This window comes from Carnobacterium iners (assembly GCF_900177385.1).
In the GTDB taxonomy this organism is placed as follows: domain Bacteria; phylum Bacillota; class Bacilli; order Lactobacillales; family Carnobacteriaceae; genus Carnobacterium_A; species Carnobacterium_A iners.
This window is the reverse complement of sequence record NZ_FXBJ01000002.1, coordinates 365,060-390,689: the sequence shown is the minus strand read 5'-3', so window position 1 is coordinate 390,689 and position 25,630 is coordinate 365,060. Positions and strand designations below refer to the sequence as shown.

Sequence of the window (25,630 nt, the reverse complement as noted above, 5' to 3'; positions counted from 1 at the left end):
GCAGTATACTAAAGAGTCGATAAGAGTTTAATTAAAAAGTTCATAATAAAATAATAAGAACGCTTTAAAGAGTGAAAATAAAAAAGGGGACGATACAGATGGTTTGGATAAAGAACGTTTGTTTAGAGACAGGTTACAAAGAAGTTAGTTTCAATAAGTTTGTTACCACTACAGAGGTATTTGCATTAGAAGTAGAAAATGGAGAATTTAAGAAGATTTCTAAAAAAATTCCCGAAAATCAAACAGATATTATTGATGCAAAAGGATATTTAGCTTTGCCGTCTTTACAAGACAATCATATTCATTTAGATAAAGGCCACTTTGGTGGAGAATGGCAAGCTGTTGTACCAGCCTCTGGAGTAGCAGAGCGAATTCAAGAAGAAAAAGAATTTTTAAGAGATTTTCTTTCTGGAACACCAAAAAAAGCGCAAGCATTAATTGATTTAATTTGTGGCAACGGTGCTACTTTTTTAAGGGTTCAAACAAACATCGATTCAGTTATAGGATTAGATAATTTAGAATGTGTCAAAGAAGTTTTAGAAAAGAATAAGCACCGTTTGGACTATGAAATAGTTGCTTTCCCACAACATGGGACACTGATTACCCAAGATCAAGGTCTTTTGAGGAGTGCTTTAACTAGCGATAGCAACTTGATTTTAGGCGGGTTAGATCCAGCAACAATTGACGTAGATATAGAAAAATCACTCCACACAACTTTTAAACTAGCTGGTCATTATCATCGAGAAGTCGATTTTCATTTACATGACCGAGGAACATTAGGATTATTTGAGATTAATCGAATCATAGATTATACCCAAAAATATCATTTAGAAGGCATGGTACAAATTAGTCATGCACTTGCTTTGGCAGATACAGATGAGGTAACTATTAAAAAAATTGCAAAGCGATTAGCTGAATTGGATATTGGAATCAATACAACGATTCCGATTGATACAACGGTCTTGCCTGTTTTCTTACTTCAAAAGAATGGAGTGAAGGTACGAGTAGTAAATGATAATATCAATGATCACTGGAGTCCATTTGGAACTGGAGATTTAATTGAAAGGGTAAGCCGTGCTGCGGAGGTCTTTTCGATGAAAGATGAAAAGTCACTCTCGCAAGCTTACTCGTTAGTTTCTAATGGAGTAACGCCATTAGATGCGAGCGGTATGAAAAGATGGCCCAAAGTAGGAGATAAAGCGAATGTTTTATTTACAAAAGCAGTAAGTGCGGCTCATTTAGTTGCTCGTGTTTGCCCAGAAAGAGTGGTTATGTTCAAAGGAGAGCTTGTTTCAGGAAAGTTTAATTAAGTACGATTAAAAGAACTAAATCCTGTCTATTTAATTTGTACTACTAGAGTACGAATAGAATAGACAGGATAATTTTTTGATTTTTATGACCATTAAAAATGAGATAAGAAATTTTATCCATTTACGATTGAGAGCGGGCTACTTTCCCTCGTAGACGTAAGCCGATAACCACAGCGAGGATGGCTTTGACAATATCTCCTGGAATAAAGACAATCAGTCCCATTTGCAAAATTTGGACGATGGAGAAATTTCCTCCTAAGTAACTATTTAAAATAACTGTCATGTAGGGTAAACCAATTGAATAGATAACGACAGAACCGATGAAAACAGCTAGTGTGGTTAGTTTAATAGTAAAACCGTATCTTTCTATAATAAAGGCAATAACGTAAGCACCAGCTGCGAATCCAAAAATAAATCCAAAACTAGGGCTAAGTAAGGCTTGAAATCCGCCTATTAGTAAAGCTAAAAGGAGATGGATTCCTTGAGAGATTAAGGCGTTTCTTTTAGATAAAAGTAAGCCAGTTAATAAAACAACTAACGTCTGTATCGTTAACGGAATAGGTCCAAGCGGGATAGTGAGAAATCCGCTTATTAAAGTTAATGCAGCCATGATGCTACAATAAGTGATATCTCGTGTGCTTAATTTCATATTAGTGTACTCCTTTTTAATTAAATGGACGTTGAATCGTAATTTCACCATAAGATAATGTTTGGTGCTGACCATCTTGCATTCTTACAACTAATCCGCCTTGTTGATCAATATCAACTGGAATAGCATCAAATTCTTGTTTGCCCTGTTTAAAATGAATGATTTTTCCAAAGACGAAACAACGTTCTTTGTAATCTTTTAGAAAATTTCTTTTCCCAATAGCTTGATAAATTTGATAGAATTGAGTGATTATTTCTGCAATGAGTTCATTGCGTGTTAGTTTGCCGGTATTCTTAGATAATAAACTACCGGCAATAGATTCTAATTCTGTCGGAAAGTCTTCAATGGGTGTTCGAAAGTTTAATCCTATTCCTAGGATAATCGTATCAATTGTACCGTTTTCAAAATTAGTCACGGCTTCGGTTAGGATACCGGCAATTTTATAGTCACCCAAGTAAATATCGTTTACCCATTTAATTTTAGGTTTTTTGTCTGTTAATTTTTCAATAGCTAAACAAACTGCAACGGCTGCTGCTGTTGTAACTAATGTTGCATCTGTAGTCGTCAGATTTGGCTTTAAAATTAAACTCATATAGATGCCTGTTTTAGCGGGTGAATAAAAGAATCGACCCAAGCGTCCTTTGCCTTTTAGTTGTTCTTCAGAAAGAACAATACTAGGTTTTGAGGGGTGCTCAATAGCGATTTTTTTCGCTTCTTGATTGGTTGATTCAATAGCTTTGAAGAGATAAAAAGGCTGGTTTTTTAATTCAGAAGCGAGTAGTGGTCGAATAGCTTCACTTGATAATAAATCAGATTCTACAGGAAGACAATAGCCTTTATTTGTCGTTGCTTCAATAAGGTAGCCTTCTTTTCGTAAAGTAGAAACAGCCTTCCAGATAGAAGTACGCGAAACGTTTATACGATCAGCTAGTTCTTGACCAGAAATAGTTTGTCCTTTTTGTTGTTCTAAGATTGTCAATAATTGATTTTTTGTTGACATGTCATCACCTCATTGCTGAGTCTAAATAAATTCCGAGCAATTGTCAACTGTTTTTTTATTTAAGGTAACAATGAGTGTTTTTCAAAAGACAATTAAATGATGAAAGATAAAGGAGAAGGTAGTTATGGTTAAAGAAACGAAACAGATCTACTATGGGAAATTATCCAATCAAAAGTGGCCACTTTATATTGCTACAACAGAGAAAGGAATCTGTTTTGTGGGCTCTTTAAATGGCGGGGAAACAGAATTAAATGAGTGGCTAAAAAAAATAGATTCTACTAGTGTAGCGAAAAACGATCTGGATAAAATAGCTTATTGTGCCGAACAATTAGAAGAATACTTCAAGGGTGAAAGAACAAATTTTAATTTACAAGTAGATGTAAGAGGAACGCTCTTTCAAGAAAAAGTCTGGGCAGAACTAATGAAAATTCCTTATGGAGGAAAGTTAACTTACGGGGAATTAGCAGAAAAAATGGGCAACCCTCGTTCCTCTCGAGCTGTAGGGACAGCTATTGGGAAAAATCCTTTATTAATTATTGTTCCTTGTCATCGAGTTGTTCACAAAAACGGCCAGTTATCAAGTTATCGTGGCCCAATAAATATGAAAGCTGAATTATTAGCGTTAGAGAAATTAAAATAAAAAAAGACTGTTATAAAGTTATTTTTCTGTAATTTTTAATTGTTTCCTAAAAACAAGTTGCAATAATATTAAAAATAGGGTATCCTTTAAAACGTAACATTTACGTTTTGTAACCAGAAGATGATAGCTATCATCTTAAAAAAATAGGAGTTGAAGTAACTTATGAAGAAGAATATACGATTAGTTGTACCAGTATTAGGAGTAATGTTTTTACTCTTATTAAGTGCTTGTGGAAACACAGATTCTAAAGTAAAAAAAAATAGCGAAGAAGGAAAAACATTAAAAATTGTAACAACTTTTTACCCAATGTATGACTTCACAAAAAATATTGTGCAAGATAATGCGGAAATTTCGATGTTAATTCCAGCAGGAACAGAGTCACATGGTTTCGAGCCTAGTGCAAAAGTTGTTGCTTCTATTCAAGATGCAGATGTTTTTATTTATAATAGTGATGAAATGGAAACTTGGGTACCTAGTACACTCGAAGCGATTGATACGACTAAAGTAACAGTCATAAATGCAAGTGAAGGAATAGAATTTATAGAAAAAACAAAAATTGAAGAGCATGCTGAAGAAGGACACGAACATGCTGAAGAAGGACACGAGCATGCTGAAGAAGGACACGAACATGCTATTGATCCTCACGTTTGGTTGAATCCAGTATTAGCTCAAGCGGAAGTAAAAAATATTCAAATGGGATTAGCAAAAGCAGATAAAGAGAATGCTGCACTTTACCAAAAGAATGCTGAAAAATACAATCAAGAATTAGAAGAGTTAGATCAAGAGTTTAAAGCAGCATTTGAAAATGCTGAAAATAGAACGTTCGTTACACAACATGCAGCATTTGCTTATTTAGCCAAACAGTACAACTTAACTCAAGTTTCAATATCAGGTCTGTCTTCTGAAACAGAACCAAGTCCAGCTAAACTAGCTGAATTATCGAACTACGCCAAAAAAAATAATGTTCGCTACATTTATTTTGAAAATAATGCTTCTTCAAAAATAGCAGAGACGCTAGCAGCAGAAGCGGATATAGAATTAGCTGTTTTAGATCCAATAGAAGGAGTTTCACAAAAAGAACAAGATGCTGGAGTTGACTATATCCAAGTGATGAAAAATAATCTTGAGTCATTGAAAAAAAGTATACAATAAGAAAAGTAAATAGACCACTAGAAGGTAGTTTTTAATTAACTTCTAGTGGTCTATTTATTTAGGTAGATTTCAACTAGACAATTTTTAAAACTGATTTACGAAGTTAGATTAATTTCTTTTGTTATTATTTATTCATAAGATTACTCCTTGTCATAAAAAAACTTTTTAGATAGATTATTCTGGAAAACTTAATTCGATAGTCTATTCATACACCATAACCCAATGCTTTTCTTTTAGTTTACCTTCTTCAACAACTTTTTCCCAACCATTCTTTTCGTAAAAATCCATCGCTTTCTGATTTTTAGAAACACATTTTAATTTTGATGCTTAGTCATTCGTTGTATAGAGGCATGAACGAGCTGACGGCCAATATCTTTACCTGAAACATCAGGGAGGACAAATAAATTATGTATAAAATTATCTGGTGAATCTAAAGAAGTAAAACCAAGAATTTTATCATTATCTTCTTCTACAATATTAAATCCTTCTGTAGTATGCTTATCAAAATCTTCTAGACTCATTAGCACTATATTTGTCTAGTAAAAATTTTTACGTCTTGACTCTAAGTATAGATGACTTAAAGCGGGATAGTCTAAATCACTTGCTATTCTAATTTCTATATTGTACTCTCCTATTCTTTTATAAGGATACATAAAATCGGATGAAGTTATGTACCCAGAATCCTGTTAGGACAAAATTCTTTATTTACTTTTTTATCTTGACTAAGGGTTACAATCATCGTTGATTATTATTTCCTTTTTATTTGTTACAATCAACCTAAACTTTTATACTTCATAAAACGGAGTAAATACCAGTTAGAATCTAGCATAGTTTATTATGTCAAAATAAATTTTGGATAGACTCTACGATGCAAGCATCTACTTTCCTTTTGTATTTCCCGTCCTTTAGGCTTATAAAAAGCGTCATGAACAGGACAAAAATACCGGAGTGACTGCCTATTTTTTTCGAGTAGAATAAAAATTCTTATCTACCTTTTTTTATGGACTCTCTTTTTTAAAAGACTAGAGATACTAATTATGAGATTAGGCATAAATGCATTATTCATATAGCTCACAAGAATTTGGAAATAGTATATCTTTTTATTTAAATCAAAGGTATAGTTATTTTAAATTTCAATGGAGGTGTCATTTCTGAAAAAAAGACTATCTTTACTCCTATCAGTAATAGTTATCTTTTTATTAGCAAATTTCTTTATAAGTAAATCGAATCAGGTTAAAATTCTTAGTTCAGCGATTTTTTCAGGGACTACGTATGTTTTAACGAGTAAACCTTATAAAGAATCTTTATAAGTGGATAAGAGTTATCTTGTTTAAAAAAAGTGACTCGATACAGTTGTCCCGAAAATGACTTAGAATCTAACCATCTAAAAGTAGGAACTGAAATTTATTTACCAAAAGAATTAAAGGAGTTTATTATTAGTTATAAAAAAGATGATAGCTTATATGTTGCAAGAGAAAATTTGATACTGAATGAATAACTGGATTTTAAAATATCAGCCTGTTATAGTATAGGAATATAAAATAAAAGTTTTAAAACATTATTAAAACATAAATGTTTATGATGAACGAAAAAAGGAGCATGGATGATGAGCCAAGAAGAAGTCGTGCAGTCGCTGTTTCAAAACAGGATAGCTATCCTAGCAACGATGCACAAAAAAGAAGAAGTCATTTCACCTCTATTGGAGAAAGAGCTGGGGATTAAAACTATAGTACCAGAAGGGTTTGATTCGGATAAATTTGGTACGTTTACTGGCGATGTCGAACGAACGGGAGATCAGTTTGAAGCGGCACGACGCAAAGCTGAAGGCGCTATGGCGTTATACAGCGGGACCTTGGCTATCGCCAGTGAAGGAACATTTGGTCCTCATCCTTTTGTGCCTTTTATTCCTTTTAACCGTGAAATTGTAATGTTAATTGATAAAGAGAATGGTATTGAAATCAGTGGGATTGCAATGACTACTGAAACTGATTTCAAACAAAAGGTAGTAAAAAGTTTCACTGAAGCCTACGAATTTTCTCTATCCGCTGGTTTTCCCAAAACAGGTATAGTAGTAAAATTAAGTGAGCATTCAAAGGATTTAGGCGAAATGATCAAAGGAATTACAATAAAAGAAGACTTGGAAAAGGCAGTTGCATATGCTTTAGAGAAATCAATTAATAATGAAATTTTCATAGCAACAGATATGAGAGCGTCATACAATCCAAAGCGTATGAAAAATATCGAGGCTGCGACCAGAGATCTTTTAAAAAATATAGTGTGTCTATGCCCGAGCTGTCAGTGGCCTGGATATAAAATAACGGACAGAAAAAAAGGACTACCGTGTAAATGGTGCAATTATCCTACTGAATTGACATTGTCGTATCGTTACAGCTGCGGTAGGTGTGGCTATAATGAAGAAAGAAATTATCCTGACGGGATAGAACAAGCAGATCCGGGCAACTGTCAGCATTGCAATCCTTGAATTAAGATAGGTTTTTTTCTATAAGAGATGAATCCCAGAAATTTACGTGTTTGATCGTAGATACCTTAATTTTAAAAGGTTAGATACGATGCACTGGCAGGGGCTACTTCTTTGTGACAATACACAAGTTCGTGTTTTAGAAACAGTAGCGGCTTCCATAAGCGAGTATACTCTTAGCGGCCAAATGGTCGCATTAGGTGCTCAGAACCATCTAACGTCCAGATTTCGTTTAGTAACCGTTCAAAATAAAAAGAGGAAAACTCTCCAGTTTATTGCAAATCATTTTGACTGCTCCCCTACTGACATTGCAGAAATGCATCAATCACGTTAGCAAATAGAGCTGTTCTTCAAGCATATTAAACGACATATGACGATTAAAAAATTTTTTTCGAGAAGTGAAAAAGGGGTTGTCAATCAATTGGTTTTAGCCATGATTGCCAGTTTATTAACCTATTTGATTAAGATGAAAAAAAAGTAAACAGTCTGTTTTCCAAATCAAACGATTTTTTCGTTATCTGTTATTTCAACCGGCAGAAGAATAGCTTAACTTTTTGATACCTACTTAGATCCTTAAAGAAGGGTTGTCAGTCGGTAATGGAATCAGTTGAATAAGCAAATCTTTCTGGAAATAGTCATCTTTTGCATAAGCACTCCCTTTTTTTGCCTTTTTCCAGAAAAATAAAAAATTAGGCCAATCATTCTATGTTTATGCAACACTAGTGAGATTATTTAATAAATTAAGTAAGCATGAAGAAAATAGAAGATAGATGAAATGATGTAATATAAAGTAGGATATCTCAAACCCTATTTGACCAGGCTTCTTTTTTAAGGAAAGGGAATAATAATTTTTAGATATAATAAATATACATGGAAACCTTATTCACTTACCTTGACAAGTATACCGCGAATGGTAAGTTCACAAAGAGAGAGTTTTTTATTAATAAGGAGGATTTTAGATGGGAAAAAATAAGGGAAGTGCGGATCAAGAATCTGTAAAAGTTATTATTTTTGTAATATTATCTTACATAGTACCGCTTATAGGAATAGGATTTTCAATATACATATTAACTAACTCCAATATGAAAAATTATAGCAGTTGGATTAAACCACTAGCACTCATTTCTTTAGTTACCCAGATTTTAATTATTTTAAGCGCAGTGTTAGGTATAATAACATTTTTAACTATTTAAATGTAGATTAAATCAATAAGTAGAGTTGCATGAAAAAAACGTTATCTAATGCATGGAATCGTATGGAAACAGTCAGTTATTTTGATTTTTTTCGCGTAAGTCCTCTCTTTCTAATACTTGTTAAAATGGTGCAATCAAAATCTTTAAGCTGTGAATGCAACGAGATATTTTTTATTTTTGATAAGTAATCGTGATTTTAAGACAAACACTTTTTATAAGAAGAAAATAGGTTTATGGTCGTAAGCTCTTTTAAAAGTTGGAAATTTTTTAAGAAATGATTAGGAGGTAAAGATTATGAATAAGAAGGCTTTGATTGTTGTTGATGTGCAGAATGATTTCTGCGAAGGTGGCGCTCTCAGTGTGACTGGAGGACGTGAAGTAGCCAAGAACGTTGTTAGCTATATTGATCGATTCTCTGAAGATTACTCGATGGTTATTGGTACTAGAGACTTTCATGAGGCTAATAATGATAACGGTGGGCACTTCGCAACACCATCTGCTGAGCCTGATTTCATAGACACATGGCCAGTTCACTGTGTTCAAGGAACTGAGGGTGTGGAGTGTGCTGATGCAAGGATTCGTAAAACTATTGATCGTCATATCGTCAAGGGGATGGGTCGCCCGGACTATAGTGGTTTTCAAGGAGTGATTGAAGAGACCGGTGTTTCTTTAGAAGACACACTCCGATTGTTCGACATCATAGAGGTTGATATTGTTGGAATTGCTACTGATTACTGTGTCAAGGCTACTGCTCTGGATGCGTTGACCGCTGGATTAAAAGTGTCAGTTATCGCCAGTCTTACTGCTGCTGTCAGTGATGGCGAGGGCGCCTTGATTGAGATGGTTGCAGCTGGGATCAACGTTGTACACTTTGAAAACTAAAAATAGAAAGGAATTGTTATGGAAATTATTGATCAATTTACGAATGGAAGATTCCCTTTAAAAATGATGATTTTAGTTGCCTTATTAGTACTTTTTATTTTAGGATTAGTTTTGTTAACAAGTGGGATTAAAATGAACTATAAAAATAAAGCAGCAAAGTTTCTTAGCCTTATTTTAGGGATTATGCTTATTTTAGCGACAATTTTATTTGCGTTAGGGGTTATTCTATTTGGTTTTAATTCTTGATAAAACAGCATTAATAAATAGAGAAATAATGCCTGTAAATAGCAGAACTGATACATCAAACGAGGTGAAATCGTACACTTAGAATCCTTTAAATAAAGGATTCTTTTTTTACGGCATTCTCAATGATAAAATTATGTTACTGAACAAATAAAACCGAATAGGTACTTTATGAAAGAAAAAAATGTTCTATAAGTTACAGTTACACTAACTAAAAGTACCAAATCCTACTAGTAGCTGATTCAAAGTGAGATTATGGCTAAACTTAACCCTAATTAAATCGGTATCTTTTTGTCTAATGTGTGGTTAAATTGGCCAGTTTTTTATGGTAGACTAATAATTGTCGTAAGCAACCATCTTTGGTTTATAAAATAAGACAATAAAAGCCTGGGTGATTCTAAATAGTAAATCCTGCTTTTTACTTTACGGATAAGCGAGAAAGGATTAGAAAATGAAAAAAATAACGAGTTATTATTGGCTACTTAGTCTAGTAGGCTTACTTTTATTTATCAGCCCGGCTCCAGCAGCCTACGCACAAGATAGTAGTCGAGTAAAACAAGAAAATGAGCTAATCCAAAATGAACCCTTTGAAATAGCGAATATATATGAAAATACGTTGATTTATAATGGCAAGATAGCTCCAGAATTAACGATATCATTTAGTGTTGAAAATAAAGAAGAAAGAATAGAAATTCCTATTTCCTCTAGTGGTAAATACGTTATTGATTTTAGCCAATATAAAATTAAAGCTGGAGACAGTCTCATTTTCTTTGTTAGTGGAAATGAAACAGTAGGCTATGAAGAACAAAGTGAAAAAATTGTTTTAGAGAAAGAGATTGGAAAAGAAATTATCATTTCGCAAGATGAGACACTAGAAGAAAAAGAATTTAAAAAAGCCACAACATTATCTGATATTCATGTCGATACAAGACGAGTTAGTGGTAAAACAGCTCTAAATGCAGCAATTTATTTGATTAAAGATAAAGAGTTAACGAAGCCTATTTATTCAGATCATATTACTGGTGCCTTCAACTGGGAATTTGATGAAAGCTCAGTAGAACGAGATGAAGGAGAGGTTCTCAAGTTTGTCTTTGTGTCTAATGGGATGGTGACTGTATTAGAAAAAATGATTTTAAAGCCTACGTTAGAATGGGAAATGAGAGCTGCTGAAATAAGTGAAAATACAATATTACCTGATCTGTATCAAGAGAGGAAGACCTATAAAGGAAAGACTATTCTGCTTGCTAAGATAGAAGTGTCTTTTTTAGACCAAGTACTTGCTGAATTTCGTTCAGATAAGGATGGGGAATTTACATTTGACGGGCAATTATTTTCTGCTATTCCTGTTGGAGGTTCAATTATCTTTACATTAACAGATAATGAAGGTGTTTTTATTTCTATCGAAAAAATAATGTTGCCTGAAAAAGAACAAGCAGAAGCTGAAGAGTCCGAATTGGATACTAAGCCAAAAGATAAACGTGATGTAGAACAACCAATGATTGAAGATAAGTCGCCAAAGCCTTCTATAAAAGAAGACAAGCTCGTTGAAGTTCCTGCTTCACAAAGTTCAATAGTAGAGGCTACAACTGTTCCGTCAGAATCTGAATCATTAGAAATAGAAACACGTACAGACCGTTCTCCAGAGAAAGAAACGGTTGAAGAGAGTGATTTTGCTATTTTAGTGACAATTATTTTAGTAGGGACAATTACGATGTCAGGATTTTTGTATAAGTATTAATAACGAATAGTGGAAAAACGGATTAGACGCATAGTCTTATTCGTTTTTTACTATTTGTTATTTACGTTACAGTCAAAAAATATCTATTTTCAACTAAAAATTAATAATTTAGTGATAAAAGCAGATAAATAAAAAAGCGAAAGATAATAATTTTTATATCATTATTAGTCATTTTTATTTTGATTTGTTCTTTTTTTTCATTTATAATAAAGTATTAGTTGGAAAATACGAATAAAAGTGACTTGGATGAATATAATGGTTAAGATTATAAAAGGAACAGGCTTTTCTAGTATCGCTGTTCAAAAAATTGAAGTGATGGAAGATTATCTTTACTGTATCGATGGAAAGGAATGATAAAAAAACGTCTAGCTCCTTCAGATGAATAATATAACTTATTTTTTTAGGAAGCAAAAGCGTTAAATAACCTAGTAGAATTAGCCGAAGGTCAGTACTTGTTACCCAGATTTATTGATATACATATCCATGCGCTTCAATGGGGACAAAGGAGAGCAGTGCTAGATATCCCATTATACAAATGGCTAAATAACTATACCTTCCTATTAGAATTAAAGCTTAAAGATAGCACCTGGAACGACAACGGGGATTAGTTGGGAAAATTGTTATGGGTGACTTAGAACAAAATCCTGATTATTATTGCGATAAAGATACACAGACGGCTTTAGAAGATACTGAACGATTTATCACTTAGTTCTCTCATTAGGATAACTTCAATAGCAGCTATTGCTTTAAACAATCTGTTCCCAGCTGATTAATAAATAGAATAGTAATAAAAGGCAATAAGTTAATTTTTTTATTGAAGCTCTTCTTTCGTTTAAACTAACAAGTCTAAAAATAGGGTTTTTCCTTTTTATTTCAAAAGGAGATAAAAGCGTGGCCAATATTGAAGAAGTAGCAAGACTTTCAAACTGTTCAGTAACGACAGTGTCTAGAGTATTGATTCATCATCCACATGTATCAGAAGAAAAAAACAGCCTGTTTTAGCTGTTATTGAACAACTGGACTATGGCCCTAATAGCTAAGCAAGAGACTTGATTCTAGGAGTATCAAAAAATATTGAGGTTATTATCCTTAATGTGAATTACTTTTATTTCGAAAAAATCATCAGCGGGATAATTGAGTCGGCATTTGAAATCGGCTATTCAATGACACTTTTGCCTACTAACTATGAGTCTGAAATAGAAAAAAGCTACTTTGAACAATTGAAGACTAAGAGATTCGAAGCGCTAATATTAGCTTCTAAGAGTAACTCGCTAGCAGAAATCGAAAAACATACGAAATATAGTCCGAGTATTTGCTGTGCGAATACACAAGATTAGGCGATTCCTCAACAACGGAAGATGGAAAAAAAGCGGATTATTTCTTTGAAAGTGACTAAGAATTTGATGTGATTGTAATAAATAGTGATTGTGTTGCTAGTGGGATTTATAAGTACGCCAAAGATCATCGCTTAAAACAGTTGTTATTTATTTGTCAGGAAAACCTTGCTATTAGTGGATTCTTATCTTTTACAATAGTAGATTTTCAGTTGAAAGAAATAGGGAGTGCGGCTTTTCAATTAGTAGTAAGTGGAGAAATGGAAAAAAATTTTCCCTATACGATTATTAGAAGCTCGTTTGATTCTATTTCATAAATCGTTAAATAAAGTTAAATTCAGAAAAAAAATAAAAAAACAAACAGATATGCTGAATTCTTTTGTTAAATAGTATAGAATGAATAGATAGATAATAACGTAACTAAATAGACAGATAGAGGTGCGATTTTTAAAAGTACGCTAACCCAGAAGAGGCAAAGGGTTAGCGAAAAGGAAAAATCGCCGAAGTGACTAGTGGAGCCAAGCTAGTAGTTGCTGGTTTTGAATAAAATATATTCAAGACTGTCATGAAAATCAATTATTTGATTCTTATGGAGGACTATCAACAAAGGGGATTCCTTTTTGTGGTTAAAAACACTAAAAAGATACCTTGAGTTGGATAGACTCAAGGTATCTTTTTAGTGTTTTTTTATTTAATTTAGAGAGAGGAAGTTGATAATGAAGAAGAAAATTGGGTTCATAGCGGCAATAGTATTAGTGTTAGTATTAGCCGTTAATGCAGATTTTGATGGAGGAAATGGGACAGAAGTTAATTATGGCTTATTCACGTTAGTTCCTCCAGTAGTTGCTATAATACTAGCGTTTATAACGAAAGATGTCATTATCTCTCTTTTTATAGGAGTTTTCTCGGGAGCATTTGTACTCCATTTAGCTAATCAAAATTTCCTCGTTGCTTTTGTTCAAGCCTTTTTAAGTGTAGTAGATTATGTTTTAACATCGCTGTCTGATCCTTGGAATGCTGGTATTATTTTACAAGTGCTAACTATTGGTGGATTGATTGCGCTAATGACTAAAATAGGAGGAGCTAAAGCTGTAGCAGCTGCTCTGTCAAATAAAGCTAAAGGACCTAGAAGTGCTCAAGTGATCACTTGGATTTTAGGAGTATTAATGTTTTTTGATGATTATGCTAATTCATTGATTGTAGGACCAGTTATGCGACCTGTTACAGATGAGAGACACGTTTCACGCGAAAAGCTAGCTTTTGTCGTGGATGCAACAGCTGCACCGATTGCAGGAATCGCTTTGATTTCTACATGGGTAGGGTATGAAGTAGGATTGATAAAAGATGGTTATGAAGCTATTGGCCAATCGGTAAACGCTTATGGTATTTTTATCCAAACCTTACCTTATCGATTTTATAATTTTTTAATGCTGGCTTTTGTTTTAGCAACTGCTTTATTATTAAGAGAATTTGGTCCAATGTTAACAGTAGAAAAGAAAGCCCGAAAAAATAAAGAAAATGAATTTGAGGACTTCACTTTAGAAACATCAAAAGAATTAGAAGATATGGAGCCTGCAGAAGGAGTTAAGCTATCCATTTGGAACATGATTATTCCAATTGGTACGTTGATTATTGCAGCATTTATTGGATTTTATTTTAACGGATACAATACTATTATGGAAAGTGGAGAAAGTGCAACGATTGCTCTATTAGAGAATAGTCCGATATCCTTTTTAGCTATTCAAGAAGCTTTTGGTGCATCTGATGCAAGTATTGTCTTATTTCAAGCAGCCTTATTAGCAAGTTTGGTAGCAATGGCAATGGGTGTCCATCAAAAAGCTTTCACGTGGACAGAATCGGTAGCGGTTTGGATTAATGGGATGAAATCCTTAATCATTACAGGAGCTATTTTATTATTGGCTTGGTCGTTAAGTACCGTTATTGGTGAGTTAGGTACGGCAGAATTTTTAGTTTCATTATTATCTGATTCCATGCCGATATTTTTATTGCCCTCAATTATTTTTGTTTTAGGAGCTGTTACATCGTTTGCGACAGGAACATCTTATGGCACAATGGGTATCTTGATGCCTTTAGCGATTCCATTAGCGGCAGCTTTATCACCAGATCCAGAGTTTGTTATTATGACTTCAGGAGCTGTTTTGACAGGAGCTATCTTTGGGGACCATTGCTCACCGATTTCTGACACAACTATTTTATCTTCCATGGGAGCTGGCGTAGATCATCTAGATCACGTTAAGACTCAGCTATTGTATGCATTAGTAGTTGGTTTAATTTCCGTTTTGTTTGGTTTTATCCCTGTCGGTTTAGGCTTATCCATCTGGATTGTCATGCCAGTAGCTTTACTTGTTACAGTTGGAGTTGTTTATTTCTTTGGTACACGAGTAGATGAAGTTGCGGTAAAAGAATCTGTTAAGGAAAATTAAATGATCAAAAATCTCTTCCTGTTTTATTGGGAAGAGATTTTTTAATATATTTACGAAAAACTGCATCTATTGCAGTTGTAGTACGATTACGTGGTAAAAGTTTTAAAGGGAAATAAAGGTAGCAAATGAAAGAAAAAAAGCTTTTAAAATGATACCTAAAAAAATTGCGTTTTATCAAGAGCTGCTGGCAATAAGCCGAATTCTTACTATACGATATTTTTCAATGAGGGCTTTAACTGATAGATATTAATTGATAAACAAATGGGAAAAGTAGAAGAAATACCCAATGTATTTGTCTTACTAGTTTACGAAGAGTGACTATGGAATAAAGATTATGCAGAAAACAACTCTCTAATTGAACACTTATAGAGTGTGCATAGGAATATGATTTTTGATGGCAAAAAAAATTCCGATATTACTGTATTGCAATTAAAGCTAGAAATAGTGAAACGTAGAGGGATTAAAAATAATGAAGTTATTTTTATCAATCTTAATTTAAATACTAAAAAAGAGCAAAACAAGTTTAATTGTTTTGCTCTTTTTTAGTATTTATCATAGTTTTGTTTTCTGGTTACTGAGTATAGGATTAGTTTTATTTTTTATTCTACTGTAACACTCTTGGCTAAATTTCTAGGTTTATCGACGTCATTGCCACGGTGTAGACTAGTGTAGTAAGCTAACAATTGGGTTGGCACTACGCTGACTAATGGAGTAAGCAATGGATGAACTTCTGGTAGGACGATTTGGTCGTTTTGCTGTTCTAATCCTTCCATGGCGATAACTAATGTATGGGCTCCACGAGCACTTACTTCTTGAACATTTCCTCTTGTATGACCAGCAGTTGCTTTATTCGTAATTATTGCTATTACAGGAGTATTTTCTTCTATTAGAGCAATTGTGCCGTGTTTTAATTCTCCAGCAGCAAACCCTTCTGTTTGAACGTAAGAGACTTCTTTTAATTTTAGTGCAGCTTCCATAACAACGTAATAGTCTATCCCTCGTCCAATATAAAAAGCATTGCGACTGGTACTTAGAAAATCTGTTGCGAGCTGTTCAATAGCTGTTTTTTCAGAAAGAATCCTTTCCATTCCTGTGGCCACAATTCCAAGTTCATGGGCCATGTTGCCATCTCCAGCAACGCCATTTTCTCTTGCGATAGTTTCAGATAAAGCTGTTAAAACAGTGATTTGAGCAGTATAAGCTTTTGTTGATGCGACAGCAATTTCAGGGCCGGCATGAAGTAATAACGTGAAATCAGCTTCTCTAGATAACGTAGATCCAGCTACGTTAGTTAAGGTTAATGAAGGGAAACCCATAGCATTAATCTTAACTAAAACTTGCCTACTATCAGCGGTTTCACCACTTTGTGATAAGAAAATAAAGAATGGTTTTTTGGTTAAAATAGGCATATTATAGCCAAATTCACTTGCTAAATGAACCTCAGTTGGAATGTGTGCTATTGTTTCTAATAATTGCTTTCCAACCCAACCTGCATTATAACTTGTCCCGCAAGCAACAATGTATATGCGGTCGCTATTTTCTATACTAGAAATAATGGTTTTATCTAATTCGAACTGACCTTGCTCATTTTGGTAAGCTTGAATAATTTTTCGAAGAACAGCTGGTTGTTCATCTATTTCTTTTGCCATGTAATAAGGGTAAGTTCCTAAGTCTAAATCACCCAGATTAATTTCTGCCGTATAAGGAGTACGATGAATAACAGTTCCATCTTGAGTTTCTATTTTAATTTCATCGCGAGTTAATGTAACCAATTCACCATCCATCAATTCAATAAATTGATTTGTTTCTTGAACCATAGCCATAGCATCGCTACATACAGCACTAAAACTTTCTCCTTTTCCAATTAATAAAGGACTTTTATTTTTAGCAGCATAAATAATATCAGGTTGATTGCTATCAATTAAAGCTAAAGCATAAGAGCCTTTTAATTTAGAAATAGTTTTTTTAAAAGCTTCGAACGTATTAGTCTGTTCCTTTTTAACAAAGTACGAGATAAGTTGAACGATGATTTCAGTGTCTGTATCACTTGTTAAAGAAATATCTGCTAAGTAAGTATCTTTAAGTTCTTGAAAATTTTCAATAACACCATTATGCACAATAGTGAATCGATTTTCACTATCCTGATGTGGATGAGCATTTTTGACACTTGGACGACCATGAGTTGCCCAACGCGTATGCCCAATTCCTGAAGTGCAGAATGTATCTGTTTCAATGATTTTTTTTAAATCAGCAATTCTTCCTTTTTCTTTAAATAGATGACCATTTTTATGTTCATCTACTACAAAAATACCAGAAGAGTCATAACCTCGATATTCTAATTTTTCTAATCCTTGTAATAAAATAGATTTAGCATTCTTGTTACCAATATAAGCTACAATTCCACACATTTATTTATCCTTCTTTCTATTTAATTGACTTTTGATTGATAAATCTAATAACTAGTTGTAAAAAATAGCGACTACACCATAGATTTGTATATACCAAAAAATGATATGTCAAATTGGTATATACAATAGTTTTTTCTATTTTTTCGATAACAGGATAATAATAGGACTAATTAGATGTTAAGTCAACTGTTTTCTTAATATCAGTAATATTGGTATATATTTTTAATCGTTTTTTAATAGAGATACCAATTATCGTATAATAGATAAAAAAGATACTTTACGGTATGGATGAATTTACTGAAAAGTAGTTAGTTAGTAGACTCGTTAAAGGTAAATGAGTGTGAGTCTATTTTCAAAATGATACAATAAACGAAATAAGGAGTCCAAGAAAGGAGATAAAAAAATGATTTACACTATTACGTTAAATCCAGCGATTGATCGCTTATTATTTCTTGAAGATACATTAATAAAAGGGAAAAATAATCGCCTTCAAGAAATTACGTATGATCTAGGAGGCAAAGGGCATCATGGTTCCTATGCAATGAGTCAATTAGAGATAAAAAATCAGGCTCTTGGTTTTTGTGGAACGACAAACAAAGGTAAGTTAGAAAAAATTCTAACAGAAAAAGGGATTAATCATGATTTAGTTGACGTCTACGGTAAATCTACGAGAGAAAGTTACGTTATCTTAGAGACAGGTGTTAGTGGAAGTATCTTAATAACAGAAAAAGGCTTTCGAGTAACAAACTATGATAAAGAGTCGTTAAATGAACAGATAGAAAGAAAAGTGAACGCAACAGATATCGTATTGATTGCTGGTTCATTACCACTTGGATATGAGTTACGAGATTTAGCAGAATTATTAAGCCAATTAAAAAAAATTGGTTGCTTTATTGCGTGTGACTTATCAGGAGAAGCTTTGAAAAAAGCAGTAGAGCTGGAAGTCAATTTTATTAAGCCTAATCGTTTTGAAATCCAAGAACTCATTTCTTCAAAAAATAATCTACTAGATAACTTAAAAGAGCTAGCTAAAAAGGTCGAATATATTATTGTTTCTCAAGGAAGCGAAGGAAGTATTTGTAGTCATGCAGGAGATTTTTATCAAGTGACAACCCCTAAAGTTGCAGCAGTGAATGATACAGGAGCTGGTGATTGTTTCGTAGGATCTTTTTTATCTGGTTTATCGCTGGGCAAGCCATTAACTGAGTGTCTGTCCTTTGCAAGTGCTTGCGCAGCAAGTAAAGTTCAACACAATGACAGTACAACTTTCAGTGTTAAAGAAGCAAGAATTTTACAAAAAAAAGTAACGGTTAAAAAATTATAGGATTCAATACGGTAATGAAAACAAACTTAAACTAGCATCATTAAACGATTCTTTTAATCTGGAAACAGATCTTATTTAAACTTATCCAAAAACATTCTCTTTACTATGCGAACATACGTTTGTATAATTAGAGAGAATGAACGTTGTCTAATGAAGAAAAAGGAGCGATGGATATGATTCAATTGAATTATTCAAATGAGCCTCGAAGAGATATCTTATGTATTGATGTAAAGTCTTTTTTTGCGTCTGTTGAATCTGTTAAAAGGGGTATTCATCCATTAAAGTCGTATATAGTGGTTATGAGTAAACCTGAGCAAGAAGGTGGTTTAGTCTTAGCTGCTTCCCCAAAAGTAAAGGAAGAATATGGTATTAAGACCGGTTCACGACGCTATGAAATTCCAAAAAATTCAAAAATTCAAATTGTTGAGCCAAGAATGAGTTTATATTTAAAAGTAAACTTAATGATAAATGATATTTTTCAAGAATTTATCTCAAGTGAAGATTTACATATTTACAGCATTGATGAATCTTTTTTAGATGTAACCTCTTCTCATGCACTATTTGGTACAACAAAAGAAATTGCAGTGAAAATCCAACAAGAGATTTGGCAAAGATTACATTTAGTAACGGCAATTGGAATAGGTGATAATCCTTTATTGGCTAAATTAGCACTAGACAATGAAGCAAAAGATAGTCCGAATTTTATAGCTGATTGGCATTATGAAGATGTTGGGAAAACAATTTGGCGTATTCATCCTATTACAGAAATGTGGGGTGTAGGTGATAAGACAGCAAAGAATTTAGTTAAATTAGGTATTGATTCTGTTTATCAATTATCTCAATACAATGTATCTGCTTTGAAACGAGTTCAAGGAGTAATAGGAGAACAACTTTTTTATCATGCTCATGGAATTGATCGAAGCATTCTATCAGAAAAGTATCAGACAACGTCTAAGTCTTATGGAAAAAGCCAAATTTTAGATCGAGATTATATTCAGCAAGCAGAAATTGAAGTAGTTATCAAAGAAATGGCTGAACAAGTAGCTGCTCGTCTTCGAAGCCATGATGTTGAGACCCAAGTAGTTCACTTAACGATTGGCTTTTCAAAGGAAACTGGTGAGAAAGGATTCAGTCATCAACTAAAAGTTTTTCCAACAGCGGCTAGTAAAAAAATAACGGAGACTTGCTTATATTTATTTAGAGCTTATTACCAACAAGAACCAGTGAGACAAATTTCTATTAGCTGTGGAAAAATACAAGCTAAGACAGATTTACAATTAGATTTATTTGAGCCAGCAGAACAGACTATCCGAAAAGAAAAGATTGATCAAATTATTGATTTAGTTCGCAATAAGTACGGATACACTTCTTTAGTGCATGCTAGCAGTTTAACTTCCGGTGCAACAGCTATCAAAAGAAATGGACTAGTTGGTGGACATAAGGGCTAAAAAGATTCGTCCCACCACTTTTTTGCTTCGGTTATTTCTGCATGGCGAATCAAAGCACTATCAATAATGATAAGTTCAGAATAAGTTTGAAGATAAAGATTATTTTCTTCCTGACCAACGACAATCCCAATGAGGTCATCTTCATATAAGCCATTTACAAGAAATTCCATTTGGAGAACGAGTTGCTTTTTTGTTAAGAAGGCTTGAAAAATAATTTCTGAAATAATTTCTGGACTTTGTTTTTCTTTTGATAAGTTGTATTTATTTTTAAGTTCATCTGATTTTTGTAATAACTCAGCGTGATCAGATAAGACGAAACCTTGCCACTTAGCCATTTTCCGATCGTTATACTCATGTCCACTCATCTTCATTATTTTCTCTCCTTTTTAGTTCTATCTCTTATTATACGAACAAACGTTCTTTTTGTACAGGAGAAATAGCTAATAGTCCAAAAAAGTTATCCACATGCTTATCCACAAAATCAAAAAGGTCAGTCAATTGAATGCAGTATTAGATAGAAAATACAGTTTTTATTAAGGAGTTAGCAAGTAAGTAAAGTTGTATTGAACTTAGCAATCGGCTTAGACGGAAGAATCGTAGACGAAAATAATCAATTTGAGCTAGCTGAAAGTGAAGCTAGTAAACGGAAGGTTCTCTTTTTTTTAAATAGTATTTAGAGCAATGTACGATTGAGGAGGGTATCGTTAGTTGCACCTATTTTTTAAAGAAATGAGTTGGCAAAGTAAAAAGTCTTACTTAAAATACCGATTAAAAGGTATTTTTAGGTAATAGCTTTTCTTTACTAACAATATCATGTAGTTGATCAAGTTTTTTAATTTGATAAGTAGGTTGAATCAAAGGATTAACAGGTTTTGAATTCGGATTAAACCAACAAGTATCCATTCCGACTGTTTTTCCTCCAAGAATGTCCGAACTCAATGAATCTCCGATAATTAAAGATTGCTGAATTGAAAAATTAGGAATGCGTTCAAAAACATAATCAAAATAACCTTGCATAGGCTTTTGATAACCAGTATCTTCGGATACAAAGATATCTTTGAATAACGGCAACAGATTAGCTGATTCCATTCTTTGGTATTGTGTCTTTGAAATTCCATTCGTCACCGCATAAATGGAGTGATTTAAACTTAATTCTTTTAATAATCCTAGGCTGCCATCAATTAAGTCGTCGCCTTTATTTAAAAGGTGTCGATAATTTTTTTCGAATATTAGACCATCAATAGCGACATCTAATTCTTTAAATAATAACGGAAAACGTGAAGTAAAAATAGCATTCCGATCGATTTCATTTCTTTCAAAGGCTTGCCACAAGGATTGATTAATTTATTCATAACTCTTTTTAATTTTATCTGTTAAAGTGATGCCTTGTTGTTCAAATAAGAAAGTCAAAGCTAATTTTTCTGTAGCGTTAAAATCTAAAATGGTATTATCAATATCGAATAATAAAAAATGGTAGTGTTTTGAGCCGACCCCCGAAAGTTAGACCTGGAAAATCTAAACTTAGGGGGTTTTTGTATGGCAAAATATAGTTTCGAATTTAAGCTAACGGTTGTTAAGAGTTATTTAGATGGAGCTGGTGGATACAAGTTTTTGGCTAAAAAATATGGTATCCCAGGAAAAAGTGGATCCCAACTCAAAATATGGGTCGCTAATTATAGACAATTCGGTGAGGATGGGCTAATCAGAAGTAAAAAAGACAATCATTATTCTGTTCAATTCAAGATAGATACGATAGAGTTGTATCTAACTACTGAGATATCCTATCAGCAGCTTGCATTGAAGCTCAAGATAAACAACCCATCCTTAATCGCTAATTGGGTAAGGGCATTTCATGCCGAAGGCATTGAAGGACTCTCAAAACCGAAGGGACGTCCGGCTAAAATGAAAAATAAAAACACTAACCAACTAAATAAAAACAGCCCTATTAAATCTACTGATAAAAATTCAGAACGGATCAAAGAGCTTGAGAATCAAGTATTATCTTTAGAAATTCAAAATGCTTTTTTAAAAGAATTGCGGAGTCTGCAGACCGAGGAAAACCAAAATCAAACGAACCAACTGCAAAAATTATCTACAGACTCCGAGAAAAATTCCAATTAAAAGATATCTTAATGACTATTGATTATCCTAAATCAACCTACATGTATTGGCAAAAACGTTTTAAACAGAAGGATCCAGATACAGAGTTAAAGCAACTTATATTAGAAATACGGGACCAACACAAAGATTACGGTTACCGTCGTATAAAGGCAGAATTAAGAAATCGTGGTTTCGTTGTAAATAAAAAGAGAATTCAACGCATTATGCAGGAACTAAACTTACAAGTTACTTCTTTTTCTCGTAAATCACGTAAGTATAGCTCCTACAAAGGAACGGTTGGAAAAGTTACTCCTAATCGTATCAGCCGCAGATTTGATACAACTATCCCCTATCAAAAGATAACGACGGATACAACAGAATTTAAGTATTACGAAAATGATCCATCTGGGAATCTGCAGATAAAAAAATTATACCTTGATCCTTTTATGGACATGTATAATAAGGAGATAGTCAGCTATAAAATCACAAAACAACCGAATGGTATCACTATTATGGAGGCTTTAGCCGATGCTATTAAAGCAACTGAAAAGTGTCCATTTAGACGAACTTTCCATTCTGATCAGGGTTGGGCATACCAAATGAAGGCCTACGGCGCTGAGCTGAGAAAAGATAATATATTCCAAAGTATGTCTAGAAAAGGGAATTGTCTTGATAATTCTCCAATAGAAAATTTCTTTGGACTACTAAAACAGGAAATGTATTATGGAAATGTTTTTCATAGTTATAGAGAGCTGGAACAAGAAATCATCAAATATATTCACTATTATAATCACGATCGCATAAAAGAGAAGTTAAATTGGATGAGCCCAGTTCATTATCGGGAACATCATTTCTCTCCTTCTCTAGTAGCTTAAAAGCAAAAAAATAGAGTAGATTTCTCTACTCTAAATAAAGTCCAACTTTTTGGGGTCACTATATTTCATAGTTGCAGATTCCTTCTTTCTTAATTAAATATCGGTACGAACAGAAAAAATAATGAGTATACTGCCTATGAAAGCTGCGAGACTACCGACAGACAACATGACTGTTATACCTGCAGAGTCCAATAATCCGCCGGCAATAATACTACCAAAAACACTGCCGAGTGTTGCTGCGCCTACAACAAAGGTTTGTCCTTTAATTTTATCATAGTTGCTCATTAACTTATTTACATAATAAGAAATAGCAGGAGTGTAGACAGCAAAAGCTAGTCCCTGAAGTAATTGAGCAATAACTAGCATCCAAAGAGAAGTAGAAAATAAAAAGGCAAAGCTACGGATAACGAAAAAGATTCCTGCGAATATTAACATCTTACCACTTTTAAATTTCTGTTGTAAATAACCAAAGCCTAGCATAGCTGGCAATTCACAAACGGTCGCAATAGTAAGAGCTAAGCCAAAATCACTATCGTCCCCACCTAGACTCTTGACGATTTGAACAAGATAGGTATTCACGATGGTATGAAAAAGAAAAAGAAAGGCAATTCCGATTAAAAGTATCCCAAAACGATTATATTTTTTAATAAAGGTGAATGTGTTTTCTTGAACAGGTAATTTCTTATTAGGGTAGACAGGTACAGTTGAAGAGGAATGCTCATGAGTTAGACTAGGAAAACTTAAAATTAATATCAATAATAAGAAAAAGAGTCCCAAGCAGATAATTGGAAGAATTCTAGCGTCATAACGGCTTAATAGTTGTCCTAAAAAAAATGAAGTGATACCAAAACTAAGGGAACCCACTCCTCTAGTTAAACCATAATTAAGAGCTGCTCCTGCATTAATATGCTCAAAAGCTAAAGAATTGATTAAAGGTTGTAAGGTTAATGTTAATGAAACAATCAACGTATAAAGAAAAGCATCCAATAGTACAAAGCTAGATAAAAAAGATAGTAGGATTAATAGTAGTAGTGTTGCGATAGTAATCGATGAGATAACAAATTTTAAGGTTAGTTTATCTAAACGGTCAATGAAAGAACCTAACGTTGGCTGTAGAATAACGGAAAGAATATTTGCTGCTGCTAAAATAAACCCAATGCCTTGATTTTCGAAATTTTTCTCTAATAAAAAGACAGAAGCAAATCCGTATACAGCACAAAAGCACATCCAGTAAATCCCTTGTAAACTAGAATAACGTAAGCTTAAACTCGATGATTTAGTCAATTTAATGATTCCTTTCGTATTAAATTAAGAAGAATGTATAAGCCTATGTATGTAACAAAGTTAACTATTTTATAGTATACCATACGAAAAAATAGTTAACTTTGTTTATTAGATGAGAGATGAGGGGTTTTATAATAAAAGCTGTTCTTTTTTTTAGAACAAAAACTAAAACCGATTTAAAAACACTTTTATCTGTAGTATAATTATTAGATGAAGGGTCTAGTCAATGAAATAGATAGCTGAGGGGAATGATTTTTTTGGGAAGATATAAAAATAGAAGAGAGTTAAAAGCAGAAGCAAAAGAGTTACTAAGCGGAAGATGGAAAGATGCAATTTTATTAAATATGATTCCTGTTTTATTAACAATTATTGTAATGGCCATCTCTTTGAGTGTCCTAGCAGTTCTGATTAAAGAGTTAATGATAGAGCCTGCGAGTTACGCACCACCTGCGGATAATTCTGGTTCTGGCTCTACAATTACGGGAATTGTCTCTGCATTTTTGACCATTGGTATTTCGTATACTTTTTTAGACTGGTTAAGAAATCCAGAAATGCAAATCCGACCATTTAAACAAGCGTTTCAAGTATTTACAAAAAAATACTTTCTAGGAACGTTACTTGTTTATATCTTCACAGCAATTTTCACTATATTATGGACACTATTGCTTGTCGTACCAGGAATTATAAAGACTTTTTCTTATTCTCAAGCTTATTTTATTTTTAAAGATAGAAAAAGTTTTTCTGAAGATGAAAAAGTATCCGCTCTTGGTTGCATTACAGAAAGCAGAAAAATGATGGACGGACATAAGTGGGAATACTTTGTCCTACAATTAAGCTTTATTGGTTGGGGTATTTTAAGTGTTTTATCTTTCGGTATCGGATTTATATGGTTAAACCCATACATGAATGCTACTCTTGCAGCATTTTATAAAAATCTAACTGAAAATGATGGTTATGATGAATCTGTTGAAGTCTTTTAATTTTAAAAAATAAAAGCGTAATGAGATAGAATGATTAAAAATAAACGACGAGAAGATGATTCCTATATTGAATAGGAATTATCTTTTTTATTTTTTACAAAAAAACTAACTAGATAAATTTAAGAACGGCTAAGACAAAAAATAAAA

General features: G+C 33.3%; 24 protein-coding genes, 1 pseudogene and 1 riboswitch. Of the genes and pseudogenes, 18 read left to right on the top strand and 7 right to left on the bottom strand.

The features are described from left to right. The first annotated feature begins 98 nt into the window (after nt 1-98). Entirely contained in the window at nt 99-1,310 is a 1,212-nt protein-coding gene (locus B9Y54_RS02045; protein WP_085558761.1) for an amidohydrolase, read from the top strand. A 121-nt stretch (nt 1,311-1,431) separates the two neighbouring features. Here the strand turns inward: B9Y54_RS02045 and B9Y54_RS02040 are convergent, their stop codons facing one another. Together B9Y54_RS02040 and B9Y54_RS02035 are read right to left on the bottom strand one after the other, a co-directional pair. Then, nucleotides 1,432-1,959 (bottom strand): biotin transporter BioY, encoded by a 528-nt coding sequence (locus B9Y54_RS02040; RefSeq protein ID WP_234987781.1) that lies wholly within the window; start codon nt 1,957-1,959, stop codon nt 1,432-1,434. Nucleotides 1,960-1,975: 16 nt separating this feature from the next. Next, nucleotides 1,976-2,959, bottom strand: a complete 984-nt coding sequence (locus B9Y54_RS02035; RefSeq protein WP_085558760.1) for a biotin--[acetyl-CoA-carboxylase] ligase — start codon at nt 2,957-2,959, stop codon at nt 1,976-1,978. A 124-nt stretch (nt 2,960-3,083) separates the two neighbouring features. Here B9Y54_RS02035 and B9Y54_RS02030 point away from each other — a divergent pair, with 124 nt between their 5' ends. Both B9Y54_RS02030 and B9Y54_RS02025 read left to right on the top strand, forming a co-directional pair. Next, nucleotides 3,084-3,599, top strand: coding sequence for a methylated-DNA--[protein]-cysteine S-methyltransferase (locus B9Y54_RS02030; RefSeq protein ID WP_085558759.1), 516 nt, complete (start codon nt 3,084-3,086; stop codon nt 3,597-3,599). A 162-nt stretch (nt 3,600-3,761) separates the two neighbouring features. Further along, nucleotides 3,762-4,751, top strand: a complete 990-nt coding sequence (locus B9Y54_RS02025; protein WP_085558758.1) for a metal ABC transporter substrate-binding protein — start codon at nt 3,762-3,764, stop codon at nt 4,749-4,751. Between the two features lie 314 nt (nt 4,752-5,065). On the opposite strand, the gene B9Y54_RS12440 is transcribed toward B9Y54_RS02025, so the two are convergent. Further along, complete coding sequence (locus B9Y54_RS12440; protein ID WP_234987928.1) at nt 5,066-5,272, bottom strand: GNAT family N-acetyltransferase; 207 nt, start codon at nt 5,270-5,272, stop codon at nt 5,066-5,068. 1,085 nt (nt 5,273-6,357) lie between these two features. Here B9Y54_RS12440 and B9Y54_RS02015 point away from each other — a divergent pair. The 10 genes from B9Y54_RS02015 to B9Y54_RS01970 all read left to right on the top strand — a co-directional run bounded on the left by B9Y54_RS02015 (nt 6,358) and on the right by B9Y54_RS01970 (nt 15,064). Beyond that, nucleotides 6,358-7,233: a DUF6671 family protein gene (locus B9Y54_RS02015; protein ID WP_085558757.1), complete on the top strand. Its 876-nt coding sequence runs from the start codon at nt 6,358-6,360 to the stop codon at nt 7,231-7,233. A gap of 88 nt (nt 7,234-7,321) precedes the next feature. Next, nucleotides 7,322-7,564 carry a hypothetical protein gene (locus B9Y54_RS02010; RefSeq protein WP_085558756.1) on the top strand — a complete coding sequence of 81 codons (243 nt, stop codon included), beginning with the start codon at nt 7,322-7,324 and terminating at the stop codon, nt 7,562-7,564. 625 nt (nt 7,565-8,189) lie between these two features. Further along, nucleotides 8,190-8,423 carry a hypothetical protein gene (locus B9Y54_RS02005; RefSeq protein ID WP_085558755.1) on the top strand — a complete coding sequence of 78 codons (234 nt, stop codon included), beginning with the start codon at nt 8,190-8,192 and terminating at the stop codon, nt 8,421-8,423. A 294-nt stretch (nt 8,424-8,717) separates the two neighbouring features. After that, nucleotides 8,718-9,305 carry an isochorismatase family protein gene (locus B9Y54_RS02000; protein ID WP_085558754.1) on the top strand — a complete coding sequence of 196 codons (588 nt, stop codon included), beginning with the start codon at nt 8,718-8,720 and terminating at the stop codon, nt 9,303-9,305. Between the two features lie 18 nt (nt 9,306-9,323). After that, the gene (locus tag B9Y54_RS01995; protein ID WP_085558753.1) at nt 9,324-9,551 is read left to right on the top strand and encodes a hypothetical protein; all 228 of its coding nucleotides are present in this window, start codon (nt 9,324-9,326) and stop codon (nt 9,549-9,551) included. A gap of 448 nt (nt 9,552-9,999) precedes the next feature. After that, the gene (locus tag B9Y54_RS01990) at nt 10,000-11,286 is read left to right on the top strand and encodes a hypothetical protein (RefSeq protein ID WP_085558752.1); all 1,287 of its coding nucleotides are present in this window, start codon (nt 10,000-10,002) and stop codon (nt 11,284-11,286) included. Nucleotides 11,287-12,177: 891 nt separating this feature from the next. Beyond that, nucleotides 12,178-12,288 (top strand): LacI family DNA-binding transcriptional regulator, encoded by a 111-nt coding sequence (locus B9Y54_RS13115; RefSeq protein ID WP_159446040.1) that lies wholly within the window; start codon nt 12,178-12,180, stop codon nt 12,286-12,288. Between the two features lie 92 nt (nt 12,289-12,380). Beyond that, a complete protein-coding gene (locus tag B9Y54_RS01980; RefSeq protein WP_159446039.1) occupies nt 12,381-12,623 on the top strand; it encodes a type 1 periplasmic-binding domain-containing protein in 243 nt (80 codons plus the stop codon). Between the two features lie 68 nt (nt 12,624-12,691). Further along, nucleotides 12,692-12,937, top strand: a complete 246-nt coding sequence (locus B9Y54_RS01975; protein ID WP_085558749.1) for a type 1 periplasmic-binding domain-containing protein — start codon at nt 12,692-12,694, stop codon at nt 12,935-12,937. Nucleotides 12,938-13,045: 108 nt separating this feature from the next. Further along, a riboswitch (Lysine riboswitch) is annotated at nt 13,046-13,228 on the top strand. A gap of 108 nt (nt 13,229-13,336) precedes the next feature. After that, nucleotides 13,337-15,064 carry a Na+/H+ antiporter NhaC family protein gene (locus B9Y54_RS01970; RefSeq protein ID WP_085558748.1) on the top strand — a complete coding sequence of 576 codons (1,728 nt, stop codon included), beginning with the start codon at nt 13,337-13,339 and terminating at the stop codon, nt 15,062-15,064. 599 nt (nt 15,065-15,663) lie between these two features. Here B9Y54_RS01970 and glmS read toward each other — a convergent pair. After that, nucleotides 15,664-17,472: a glutamine--fructose-6-phosphate transaminase (isomerizing) gene (gene glmS / locus B9Y54_RS01965; protein WP_085558747.1), complete on the bottom strand. Its 1,809-nt coding sequence runs from the start codon at nt 17,470-17,472 to the stop codon at nt 15,664-15,666. A gap of 403 nt (nt 17,473-17,875) precedes the next feature. On the opposite strand from glmS, the gene B9Y54_RS01960 reads away from it, so the two are divergent. After that, nucleotides 17,876-18,796, top strand: a complete 921-nt coding sequence (locus B9Y54_RS01960) for a 1-phosphofructokinase family hexose kinase (protein ID WP_085558746.1) — start codon at nt 17,876-17,878, stop codon at nt 18,794-18,796. Nucleotides 18,797-18,939: 143 nt separating this feature from the next. Continuing rightward, nucleotides 18,940-20,244: a Y-family DNA polymerase gene (locus B9Y54_RS01955; RefSeq protein ID WP_234987780.1), complete on the top strand. Its 1,305-nt coding sequence runs from the start codon at nt 18,940-18,942 to the stop codon at nt 20,242-20,244. On the opposite strand, the gene B9Y54_RS01950 is transcribed toward B9Y54_RS01955, so the two are convergent. Together B9Y54_RS01950 and B9Y54_RS01945 are read right to left on the bottom strand one after the other, a co-directional pair. Next, nucleotides 20,241-20,615, bottom strand: coding sequence for a hypothetical protein (locus B9Y54_RS01950; protein ID WP_085558745.1), 375 nt, complete (start codon nt 20,613-20,615; stop codon nt 20,241-20,243). The genes B9Y54_RS01955 and B9Y54_RS01950 overlap by 4 nt on opposite strands. 397 nt (nt 20,616-21,012) lie before the next feature. Next, a pseudogene (locus B9Y54_RS01945) lies at nt 21,013-21,699 on the bottom strand (YjjG family noncanonical pyrimidine nucleotidase). Between the two features lie 81 nt (nt 21,700-21,780). On the opposite strand from B9Y54_RS01945, the gene B9Y54_RS12660 reads away from it, so the two are divergent. Together B9Y54_RS12660 and B9Y54_RS12655 are read left to right on the top strand one after the other, a co-directional pair. Then, the gene (locus B9Y54_RS12660; protein WP_234987777.1) at nt 21,781-22,365 is read left to right on the top strand and encodes a helix-turn-helix domain-containing protein; all 585 of its coding nucleotides are present in this window, start codon (nt 21,781-21,783) and stop codon (nt 22,363-22,365) included. After that, nucleotides 22,278-23,219, top strand: a complete 942-nt coding sequence (locus B9Y54_RS12655) for an IS3 family transposase (protein ID WP_338061328.1) — start codon at nt 22,278-22,280, stop codon at nt 23,217-23,219. The genes B9Y54_RS12660 and B9Y54_RS12655 overlap by 88 nt, the downstream gene beginning before the upstream one ends. Nucleotides 23,220-23,312: 93 nt before the next feature. Here B9Y54_RS12655 and B9Y54_RS01935 read toward each other — a convergent pair whose 3' ends face one another. Beyond that, nucleotides 23,313-24,503, bottom strand: a complete 1,191-nt coding sequence (locus tag B9Y54_RS01935) for an MFS transporter (protein WP_085558744.1) — start codon at nt 24,501-24,503, stop codon at nt 23,313-23,315. A 248-nt stretch (nt 24,504-24,751) separates the two neighbouring features. Between B9Y54_RS01935 and B9Y54_RS01930 the strand changes: the two genes are divergently transcribed. Further along, the gene (locus B9Y54_RS01930) at nt 24,752-25,483 is read left to right on the top strand and encodes a DUF975 family protein (RefSeq protein ID WP_420836107.1); all 732 of its coding nucleotides are present in this window, start codon (nt 24,752-24,754) and stop codon (nt 25,481-25,483) included. Nucleotides 25,484-25,630 lie beyond the last annotated feature (147 nt).

Bases quoted from the DNA above. Each gene is read 5' to 3' on its own strand.
- B9Y54_RS02045 (WP_085558761.1), top strand. From the start codon at position 99: ATGGTTTGGATAAAGAACGTTTGTTTAGAGACAGGTTACAAAGAAGTT.
- B9Y54_RS02040 (WP_234987781.1), bottom strand. From the start codon at position 1,959: ATGAAATTAAGCACACGAGATATCACTTATTGTAGCATCATGGCTGCA.
- B9Y54_RS02035 (WP_085558760.1), bottom strand. From the start codon at position 2,959: ATGTCAACAAAAAATCAATTATTGACAATCTTAGAACAACAAAAAGGA.
- B9Y54_RS02030 (WP_085558759.1), top strand. From the start codon at position 3,084: ATGGTTAAAGAAACGAAACAGATCTACTATGGGAAATTATCCAATCAA.
- B9Y54_RS02025 (WP_085558758.1), top strand. From the start codon at position 3,762: ATGAAGAAGAATATACGATTAGTTGTACCAGTATTAGGAGTAATGTTT.
- B9Y54_RS12440 (WP_234987928.1), bottom strand. From the start codon at position 5,272: ATGAGTCTAGAAGATTTTGATAAGCATACTACAGAAGGATTTAATATT.
- B9Y54_RS02015 (WP_085558757.1), top strand. From the start codon at position 6,358: ATGAGCCAAGAAGAAGTCGTGCAGTCGCTGTTTCAAAACAGGATAGCT.
- B9Y54_RS02010 (WP_085558756.1), top strand. From the start codon at position 7,322: ATGCACTGGCAGGGGCTACTTCTTTGTGACAATACACAAGTTCGTGTT.
- B9Y54_RS02005 (WP_085558755.1), top strand. From the start codon at position 8,190: ATGGGAAAAAATAAGGGAAGTGCGGATCAAGAATCTGTAAAAGTTATT.
- B9Y54_RS02000 (WP_085558754.1), top strand. From the start codon at position 8,718: ATGAATAAGAAGGCTTTGATTGTTGTTGATGTGCAGAATGATTTCTGC.
- B9Y54_RS01995 (WP_085558753.1), top strand. From the start codon at position 9,324: ATGGAAATTATTGATCAATTTACGAATGGAAGATTCCCTTTAAAAATG.
- B9Y54_RS01990 (WP_085558752.1), top strand. From the start codon at position 10,000: ATGAAAAAAATAACGAGTTATTATTGGCTACTTAGTCTAGTAGGCTTA.
- B9Y54_RS01970 (WP_085558748.1), top strand. From the start codon at position 13,337: ATGAAGAAGAAAATTGGGTTCATAGCGGCAATAGTATTAGTGTTAGTA.
- glmS (WP_085558747.1), bottom strand. From the start codon at position 17,472: ATGTGTGGAATTGTAGCTTATATTGGTAACAAGAATGCTAAATCTATT.
- B9Y54_RS01960 (WP_085558746.1), top strand. From the start codon at position 17,876: ATGATTTACACTATTACGTTAAATCCAGCGATTGATCGCTTATTATTT.
- B9Y54_RS01950 (WP_085558745.1), bottom strand. From the start codon at position 20,615: ATGAAGATGAGTGGACATGAGTATAACGATCGGAAAATGGCTAAGTGG.
- B9Y54_RS12660 (WP_234987777.1), top strand. From the start codon at position 21,781: ATGGCAAAATATAGTTTCGAATTTAAGCTAACGGTTGTTAAGAGTTAT.
- B9Y54_RS01930 (WP_420836107.1), top strand. From the start codon at position 24,752: ATGATTTTTTTGGGAAGATATAAAAATAGAAGAGAGTTAAAAGCAGAA.